Consider the following 9374-nt stretch of genomic DNA (forward strand, 5'->3'; position numbering starts at 1 on the left):
GGTTGACAAATATCCACTATAAGGGTATTTTATTTGTACGCGAAAAAAAGATAGAAGACTTGGAAAGCCAAGTCTTTATTCATTTATATCGTAAAAAAAGGAGAAAATTATGGCAACTAAAGATATGGATAAATTAGTAAATCATGCAAAATCAACTGGTTTTGTATATCAAGGTTCAGAAATCTATGATGGACTAGCAAATACATGGGATTTTGGACCATTAGGTGTTGAAATGAAAAACAATATTAAACGTTTATGGTGGAAAAGATTCATTCAAGAATCTCCTTATAACGTTGGTTTAGATTCAGCTATTTTCATGAATCCAAAGGTATGGGAAGCTTCAGGACATGTTGGTGGTTTCTCTGATCCGTTAATTGACTGTAAAGAATGTAAAACAAGACATCGTGCAGATAAATTAATTGAAGCATATGATCCTTCTGTACATAGTGAAGGTTGGTCTAATGAACAAACAATGTCTTATATTAAAGAACATAATATTGTTTGTCCTAACTGTGGAAAAAGTAATTTCACTGATGTTAGACAATTTAAATTAATGTTTGAAACACATATGGGTGTTGTTGAAGATGATAAATCTGTTGTTTATTTACGTCCAGAAACTGCACAAGGAATCTTTGTAAACTTTAAAAATATTCAAAGAACTTCTCGTAAAAAAGTACCATTTGGTATTGGTCAAATTGGTAAATCATTCAGAAATGAAATTACACCAGGTAACTTTATTTTTAGAACAAGAGAATTTGAACAAATGGAATTAGAATTCTTCTGTAAACCAGATACTGATTTAGAATGGTTTGATTATTGGAAAGCTTATTGTAAAAAATTCTTATTAGACTTAGGATTAAAAGAAGAAAATTTAAAATTCAGAGATCATGAAAAAGAAGAATTATCTTTCTATTCTAAGGCTACATGTGATGTTGAATATAAATTCCCATTTGGATGGGGTGAATTATGGGGTATTGCTGATCGTACTGATTATGACTTATCTCGTCATATGGAACATTCTAAAAAATCTTTAGAATATTTAGATCCTCAAACAAATGAAAAATATATTCCATATGTTATTGAACCATCTGTAGGGGCAGACCGTTTATTCTTATCTATTTTCTGTGATAGTTATCAAGAAGAAACATTAGAAAATGGAGATACAAGAACAGTGATGAAATTACATCCTGCCATTGCTCCATATAAAGTAGCAGTTTTACCACTTACTAAAAAACAAAGTGAAAAAGCTGAAGAAGTTTATGCAACACTTGCTAAACATTTCTCTGTTGAATTTGATGTTGCAGGTCAAATTGGTAAAAGATATCGTCGTCAAGATGCTATTGGAACACCATATTGTGTAACTGTTGATTTTGATACAATGGAAGATAATGCTGTTACTGTTCGTGATAGAGATACAATGGAACAAGTACGTTTACCAATTGATCAATTAGTAGATTATATTCAAGATAAAATTACTTTCTAATAAAGGAGATCATTATGCCAAGACTTTCAAATGAAAAAATCAATGAAATAAGACAAAGCGTTGATATCGTTGATGTTATTGGCAATTATCTTCCTTTAGAAAGAAGAGGTCGTAATTATTTAGCAAGGTGCCCATTTCACAACGATGATCATCCATCAATGTCTGTTTCACCTGAAAAGCAGATCTATAGATGTTTTGTATGTTCACACGGTGGAAATGTGTTTACTTTCTTACAAGATTACTTAAAAATTTCCTTTATGGAAGCTGTCAAAATGGTGGCTCAAATGGGAAATGTTGATTTAGGTGATTTTACATTTTATGAAGAAAAACCACATGTAAATCAAGAATTAGAACCATACTATTTAATGCATGAAGAAGCTAATCGTATTTATAAACATTATTTAACGACGAAGCTTGCTTTAGAAGCAAATAGTTATTTAAGTCAAAGACATTTATCTAAAGATATTATTGACTATTTTGAAATTGGTTATGCACCAGAACAAAATATTTTATTAAAGGCTTTTGAAAAATCTGGTTTTTCAAGAATGCAAGCTTATGAATCAGGGCTTGTTATAGAATCTGAAGTAGGATACGATCGCTATTCCAATCGTATTATGTTTCCTTTACATAATAGTGAAGGACGTGTTGTTGGCTTTAGTGGTCGTATCTATCAAAAAAATCAAAAAGAATCTAAGTATATGAACTCTCCTGAATCTAAAATATTTATTAAAGGAGAGACCTTATACAATTACCATCGTATAAAAAATGATGTTAGAAATGAAGGTAAAGTCATTATTCTAGAAGGTTTTATGGATGTAATAGCATTATATAAAGCGGGTATTAAAAATACTGTCGCAATTATGGGAACAGCTTTAACTTCACAACATTTAAAAATGTTAAAACGATTATCAAATGATATTGTTTTATGTCTTGATGGTGATCAAGCTGGAAAAAATGCGATGATAAAATGTGTGGATGCTTTAAATAATGAAGGATTTCATACATCAATCGTGGTTATTCCTGATGCAATGGATCCAGATGAATTTCTAGAAGCTAAAGGAAAAGATGAATTAATAGCACTCTTTAAAAATCCAATAAGTGCTGTTGAGTTTAAATTAAATTATTATTATGAACGTATCAATGTTGATAATTATGAAGATCGAAAAAATTATTTAGAATCCATGGTTAAAGTCATCATGCAATTGGATGATATTGTTGATCAAGATTATTATATTGGTCAACTTGAAAAAAAATCAGGATTTTCTAAAGAAACAATTCATCATTTAATGAGTCAACAAACTCTTGTAAAAAAACCAATACCTTTTAGACCAGTGACTTATGATCATGTTTCAAGATTGATTGATAAGTATCAAAAGGCTGAAAGAGATTTGTTATATTATATGATGCAGGATAAAAAGTATGCGATGCAATATGAAGCAAAAGCAGGCTATATGTATGATAAAGTTAATCGCTTAATTGCTTCCTATATTATTGATTATTATCGTCAGTACGTCATTTTAGAAGTTGCTGATTTGATTAATATGATTGATGATCAAGATATTGTTAAAAGAATTTTAGAAATATCATCTTTACATTTACCTCAATTAGAATCAAATCAAGCAATTGATGATTATATCAAAATAATACAAGAAAAACTTAAAATTGAACGAATTAAACAACTTGAACAGGAGCTATCACAAACATATGATCCTCGTCAACAAGCAAAAATTCTTCAAGAAATTATAGAATCAAAAGATAAGGAGTAAACTATGGCAAAGAAAAAAGTACAAGCAGTTTCATTTGATGATTTAAAAAAATTAGTTGTAAATGAAGCAAAAAACAATAACAATGTATTAACCCAAGAACAAATTGATGAATATTTAATGAATTATGATTTAAGTGATGAACTCGCAGAAGAATTACTTGAATATATTCAACAAAATCAAATTACTATTTCTGATGATGATTTAGATTCATTAGATGTAGATGATGATATGTTACTTGCAGGTGTTCCTGCAATGGATGATGATTTAGACCTTGATATAGATGATGCAGATGATACTCCTGATCTAGATTTTGATGGTGATTTCGATATGATGACAGGGGATACATTACATATGTATCAAGAACATGATGATGATAAAGAAAGTGAAAGCACTCAACTTGGAAGTAATGTTAAAATTAATGATCCTGTAAAAATGTATCTTAAAGAAATTGGGCGAGTTGAATTATTAAATCATGATCAAGAAATTGAATTAGCTAAAAGAATTCTTGAAGGAGATGAACAAGCTAAAAAAGAACTTGCTGCAGCAAACTTAAGATTAGTTGTTTCCATCGCTAAAAGATATGTTGGACGTGGAATGTTATTCTTAGATTTAATCCAAGAAGGAAACATGGGGTTAATTAAAGCAGTAGAAAAATTTGATTATACAAAAGGATTTAAATTCTCTACTTATGCGACTTGGTGGATTAGACAAGCAATTACACGTGCAATTGCCGATCAAGCCCGTACAATTCGTATTCCAGTACACATGGTAGAAACAATCAATAAATTAACACGTATTCAAAGACAATTAATTCAAGAATTAGGTAGAGAACCATCTGCTGAAGAAATTGCTGAAAAAATGGATGGTATGACACCTGAAAAAGTACGTGAAATTCAAAAAATTTCATTAGAACCCGTTTCATTAGAAACACCAATTGGTGAAGAAGATGATTCACATTTAGGTGATTTTATTGAAGATGAAGGAGCAATGTCTCCAGATGATTATGCTGCTAATGAATTATTAAAAGATGAATTGAATGATGTTTTATTAGAACTTACAGATCGTGAAGAAAAAGTATTAAGACTTCGTTTTGGTTTGGATGATGGAAGAACAAGAACTCTTGAAGAAGTTGGGCGTGAATTTAACGTTACACGTGAACGTATTCGTCAAATTGAAGCAAAAGCATTAAGAAAATTAAAACATCCATCTCGTTCTAAAAGATTAAAGGATTTCTTAGATCGTTAATGAAACTATCAAAAAGATTAGAATTACTTGCTTATTTGGTAGAAAAACATAAAAAAGGAAATATCTTGGCAGATATTGGAACAGATTATGCTTATTTGCCATGTTATTTAATTGAAAAAAATATTATAGATAAAGCTTATGCCTGTGATGTCGCAAAAGGTCCTTTTGCGGCGTCACTTTCTACTATTAGGCAATATCATTTCGAAGAAAATGTTGAAGCTTTATTAGGAGATGGATTAGATCCTATTCTTGATAAAAAAGTTGATATGGTAACGATTGCTGGAATGGGATCATTTCTAATTGTAGAAATATTAGAAAAAAATAAAGCGTATTTAAATAAAGTTAAACAATTCTATTTACAACCTAACGCTAATACGGATCATCTAAGAAAATACTTATTTAAAAATCATTTTAAAATTATTGATGAAAAGATGATTAAAGATGGTCATCATGTTTATGAAATGATGGTTGTAGAAAATACAAATCAAGATATTCAATATAATCAAGAAGATATGATGTTTGGTCCAATTTTAAGAAAAAATAAAGATGAATTATTTATTCGTTATTGGCAAAAACAATATCAAACATATTTAAAGATTATGAAAGATTTGCCATCAAATCATCCAAGATATTTAGAATTAGAAAAACAAAAACAATTAATTGAAGGTGAACTTAATGAAAGCTTATGAAATTATGAATCATTTGGAGAAATATTTTCCTTTAAATCTTCAAATGGATTTTGATTGCTGTGGTCTACAAATTGGAAGTAGAGAAAAGGAAGTTAAAAAAGTTTATATTGCTTTAAACGCTGATAATGAAACATTACAAGCCTGTATTGAAAATAATTGTCAAATGTTAATTACACATCATCCTTTTTTATTAGAAAAAATAAAAAACCTGGATACATCTTTACATCAAGGAAAATTTATTGAAAGAGCTATTAAACATGGCATTGTTGTTTATAGCTTACATACATGTTTAGATAGAGGACAAAATGGGATTTCCATGAATGATTGGTTGATTCAAAAATTAGGTGTTCATGATGTTGCTTGTTATGATCATTATGAAGTAGGAAAGAAAGCTACTTTAAATCAAGCAATGGAAGGACAAGATTTTATAGAATATGTAAAAGATAAATTTCATTTGCAACATTTAAAATATAGTAAAAATACAAATAAAATGATACATACAATTGCTATTTGTGGGGGAAGTGCAGCAGACGACTTAGAAATTCTTACTGGTCAAGTAGATTGTTATATTACAGGTGATACTAAATATCGCCATGCTAAATATGCTATTGATCATGATTGTTTATTAATTGATCCTGGTCATCATTTAGAAGTTATAATTGAAGAAAAACTTCCTGAATTATTAGAAGATTTACCAATTCAAATACAAATTCACGAAAGTCTTGATTATTTTAAATATGAATAAAACTCTTGGGATGACTCAAGAGTTTTTTCATATTTGATAGGCTATAAGAAAGGAGCTTTATTATGAAATTACATTATCAAGGAAAATATAATTTAGATCCTGAAATATTACCGAAAAGAAAACATCAACCCAATGCTGTAAAATTTAAAGAAGTCAGTTCGTCCAAAGAACTTGCTGTTATTGCTAATACAATAGGACTTGTATTAATGGTCATCTTATCTATTCCTATTCTTTTAGTATATAAAAATGATTTACTGCTTTATTTTGATGATGTGATGCTTGTTTTTATTTTTCCAATTTTAACAATGTTTCCTCATGAGCTTTTACATGCCCTTTGTTTTAAAGAAGATGTTTATCTTTATACAAATTTTAAACAAGGAATGGTTTTTGTTTTAGGAACTGAAACAATGAGTAAAAAAAGATTTATTTTTATGTCTCTTCTACCAAATTTAGTTTTTGGTTTTCTTCCTTACTGCTTATCTTTTCTAGGAACTAAATATTTGATGTTTGCTTTATGGGGAGTTATTGCTGTAGCGATGGGGGCAGGAGATTATTATAATGTTTTCAATGCTCTTACACAAATGCCTAAAGGAGCTAGAACCTATTTATATCAGATGAATTCTTATTGGTATATACCTGAAAATAAATAAAAATAAGTTTCAAAAAATTAATTTATTTTATTTTATCTTTTTTTGTAACTCTTTTTTCATAAAATAATGAAAGAAAAAATATTTTTTAAGTGGATGTGCTTACATTGATTTTATGCATTGTTATCTTAAAAAAATAGGTTTATACTAAAAGATGTAGAGAGTAAAGGAAGGCAAGAATTATGAACAAAAACGAGATTATGTCAAAAACAAAAATTGTATGTACTATTGGGCCAGCTTCAGAAAGTAAAGAAATGCTTACTAAATTAGTAAAAGCTGGAATGAATGTCATGAGATTAAACTTTTCTCATGGAACTCATGAAGAACATGAAGAAAAAATCAATACTTTATTAGAAATTAATAAAGAATTATCGACAAATGTCGCTATTTTATTAGATACAAAAGGACCTGAAATTAGAACTGGTGATTTTGTTGGTGGAAAAACAACTTTTAAAAAAGGACAAACTTCAACTATTTGTGTAGAAGATATTGAAGGAACAAGTGAAAGATTTACAATTACTTATAAAGATTTATATAAAGATGTTAAACCAGGTGGTTTCATCTTAGTAAACGATGGTCAAGTTGAATTATTAGTTGATCATATTGAAGGAACAGATATTGTTTGTGTAGCAGCAAATGATGGAGAAGTAAAAAATAAACGTGGAATCAATGTTCCAGGAATTAAATTAGGATTTGATTATTTATCACCTAAAGATATTTCAGATTTAACATTTGGTGCAAATCAACCTTTTGACTATGTTGCTGCTTCATTCTGTCGTAGAGCACAAGATATTATTGATATTAAAAAATTATTAATTGAAAATGGTAGAAATGATATTCAAATTTTAGCGAAGATTGAAAATCAAGAAGGTGTTGAAAACGTTGATGAAATTCTTGATATTGCTGATGGTATCATGGTTGCTCGTGGTGACTTAGGTGTAGAAGTTCCTGCTGAAGATGTCCCACTTATTCAAAAATCAATTATTAAAAAATGTAAACAACGTGGTAAAATCGTTATTACTGCCACTCAAATGTTAGAAAGTATGCAACAAAATCCAAGACCAACACGTGCGGAAGTATCTGACGTGGCTAATGCGATTTATGATGGTACAGATGCAATTATGTTATCTGGTGAATCTGCAAGTGGATTATATCCTCAAGAAGCAGTTTTAATGATGTCAAAAATTGCTCATAAGATTGAATCTAGTTTAGATTATCAAAGCTTACAAAGACAAGCCATTCGTACAGCACCAGATGATACAAGCGAAGCTATTTGTATGTCTGTTGCAGAAATTGCTTATAAATTCAATGTAGCAGCAATTATTGCCTTTACAGAATCTGGATTTACAGCTCGTAAAATGGCTCGTTATCGTACAAAATCTCGTATTATTGCTGCAACTCCATCACTTAAAACTGTTAAAGCTTTAGCTTTAAACTGGGGTGTTAAAGCAGTACCTTGTAAACAATTAAACTCACGTATTTCAATGATTGATTATGCAAGTATTATTGCTAGAGAAAATGGTGTAAAACCTGGTCAAAAAATCTTAGTTACTGGTGGAACACCAGGAGTTAAAGGTGCAACAAGCTATTTAGAACTTGTAGAAGTTAAATAATATTCGAAATACACTCTTAAGAGTGTTTTTCTTTTCTAATTCATAAAGATGAAATAAATGGGTTATACTATATAATAGCAAAACAATGAAAAGAAAGAGAGATTTTATATGTGTACAGCAGCAACTTATCAAACAAAAGATTTTTATATGGGTAGAACTTTGGATTATGAATTTTCCTATGGTGAAAAAATAGCTATTATGCCGAGAAACTATCCTTTACAATATAGACATGGATCAAAAAATATTGAACATTATGCCATGATTGGTATGGCTCATGTATTAGATGAATATCCTTTATATTATGACGCTGTTAATGAAAAAGGTTTAGGAATGGCAGGATTAAATTTTGTCGGAAATGCTTGTTATCAAGAGGTTAAAGAAGGAGCAGTCAACGTTGCTCAATATGAATTCATTCCTTGGGTTTTAAGTCAATGTGCAACGCTTAAAGAAGCTAAACAACTTATTCAAACAATCAATTTAGTGAAGACACCTTATAACGAACATTTGCCAGCCGCATCATTACATTGGATCATTGCAGATCAAAGTGGATGTATAACTGTTGAATCAGTCGAAGAAGGATTAAAAATCTATGAAAATCCAGTCGGCGTTCTTGCAAACAATCCCTCATTTGATAAACAATTATTTAATTTAAATAATTATATGTCTTTATCACCTAAACAACCACAAAATTATTTTTCTAAACAATTAGATTTAAAATCTTATTCTAGAGGAATGGGAGCTCTTGGATTACCTGGTGATTTATCTTCAATGTCACGTTTTGTAAGAGTTGCATTTACTAAAATGAACGGACAATCAAAAGATAATGAAAGAGATAGTGTTAACCAATTTTTCCATATTTTAGGTTCTGTAGAACAACAAAGAGGGTGTTGTGAAGTAGATGGTGGAAAATATGAAATTACGATTTATACGTCATGTTGGAATAGTCAAAAGGGAATCTATTATTATACAACATATAATAGAAGACAAATTACTGCCGTTAATATGCATAAAGTAAATTTAGATGGTCAACATCTTACTAGTTACCCAATGCTAGATGATGAAGAATTTTATGAACAAAATTAGTATTTTTAAGATGGCGCTCTAAATAATCGAGTGCTTTAGCGAAATTCGCTCTAAATTATTAAGGGGGATATTGATGTGGAATCAGTATTCCCTCTAAAATATT

8 protein-coding genes are annotated in these 9374 nt (G+C 29.5%); all 8 read left to right on the plus strand.

Annotation, left to right across the window (positions count from 1 at the left end):
- Positions 1–109 precede the first annotated feature (109 nt).
- Positions 110–1483 carry a glycine--tRNA ligase gene (locus LJD34_RS10350; RefSeq protein ID WP_147579915.1) on the plus strand — a complete coding sequence of 458 codons (1374 nt, stop codon included), beginning with the start codon at positions 110–112 and terminating at the stop codon, positions 1481–1483.
- A 14-nt stretch (positions 1484–1497) separates the two neighbouring features.
- Positions 1498–3249: a DNA primase gene (dnaG, locus tag LJD34_RS10355; protein ID WP_032091519.1), complete on the plus strand. Its 1752-nt coding sequence runs from the start codon at positions 1498–1500 to the stop codon at positions 3247–3249.
- A 3-nt stretch (positions 3250–3252) separates the two neighbouring features.
- Complete coding sequence (rpoD, locus tag LJD34_RS10360) at positions 3253–4494, plus strand: RNA polymerase sigma factor RpoD (RefSeq protein ID WP_032091518.1); 1242 nt, start codon at positions 3253–3255, stop codon at positions 4492–4494.
- Entirely contained in the window at positions 4494–5183 is a 690-nt protein-coding gene (locus tag LJD34_RS10365) for a tRNA (adenine(22)-N(1))-methyltransferase (protein ID WP_227359824.1), read from the plus strand. The genes rpoD and LJD34_RS10365 overlap by 1 nt, the downstream gene beginning before the upstream one ends.
- On the plus strand, positions 5170–5928 hold the full coding sequence (locus LJD34_RS10370) for a Nif3-like dinuclear metal center hexameric protein (protein ID WP_147579913.1): 759 nt from the start codon (positions 5170–5172) through the stop codon (positions 5926–5928). The genes LJD34_RS10365 and LJD34_RS10370 overlap by 14 nt, the downstream gene beginning before the upstream one ends.
- A gap of 62 nt (positions 5929–5990) precedes the next feature.
- Positions 5991–6578, plus strand: coding sequence for a DUF3267 domain-containing protein (locus LJD34_RS10375; RefSeq protein ID WP_227359825.1), 588 nt, complete (start codon positions 5991–5993; stop codon positions 6576–6578).
- A gap of 179 nt (positions 6579–6757) precedes the next feature.
- Positions 6758–8188 carry a pyruvate kinase gene (pyk, locus tag LJD34_RS10380; RefSeq protein ID WP_119363088.1) on the plus strand — a complete coding sequence of 477 codons (1431 nt, stop codon included), beginning with the start codon at positions 6758–6760 and terminating at the stop codon, positions 8186–8188.
- Between the two features lie 108 nt (positions 8189–8296).
- On the plus strand, positions 8297–9271 hold the full coding sequence (gene bsh / locus LJD34_RS10385; protein ID WP_227359826.1) for a choloylglycine hydrolase: 975 nt from the start codon (positions 8297–8299) through the stop codon (positions 9269–9271).
- The last annotated feature ends 103 nt before the right edge of the window (positions 9272–9374 follow it).

This window comes from Faecalibacillus sp. MSK20_93 (assembly GCF_020589945.1).
Lineage (GTDB): Bacteria > Bacillota_I > Bacilli_A > Erysipelotrichales > Coprobacillaceae > Faecalibacillus > Faecalibacillus intestinalis.

Excerpts from the sequence above, each read along its gene's own strand:
- LJD34_RS10350 (WP_147579915.1), top strand. The coding sequence starts at position 110 with ATGGCAACTAAAGATATGGATAAATTAGTAAATCATGCAAAATCAACT.
- dnaG (WP_032091519.1), top strand. The coding sequence starts at position 1,498 with ATGCCAAGACTTTCAAATGAAAAAATCAATGAAATAAGACAAAGCGTT.
- rpoD (WP_032091518.1), top strand. The coding sequence starts at position 3,253 with ATGGCAAAGAAAAAAGTACAAGCAGTTTCATTTGATGATTTAAAAAAA.
- LJD34_RS10365 (WP_227359824.1), top strand. The coding sequence starts at position 4,494 with ATGAAACTATCAAAAAGATTAGAATTACTTGCTTATTTGGTAGAAAAA.
- LJD34_RS10370 (WP_147579913.1), top strand. The coding sequence starts at position 5,170 with ATGAAAGCTTATGAAATTATGAATCATTTGGAGAAATATTTTCCTTTA.
- LJD34_RS10375 (WP_227359825.1), top strand. The coding sequence starts at position 5,991 with ATGAAATTACATTATCAAGGAAAATATAATTTAGATCCTGAAATATTA.
- pyk (WP_119363088.1), top strand. The coding sequence starts at position 6,758 with ATGAACAAAAACGAGATTATGTCAAAAACAAAAATTGTATGTACTATT.
- bsh (WP_227359826.1), top strand. The coding sequence starts at position 8,297 with ATGTGTACAGCAGCAACTTATCAAACAAAAGATTTTTATATGGGTAGA.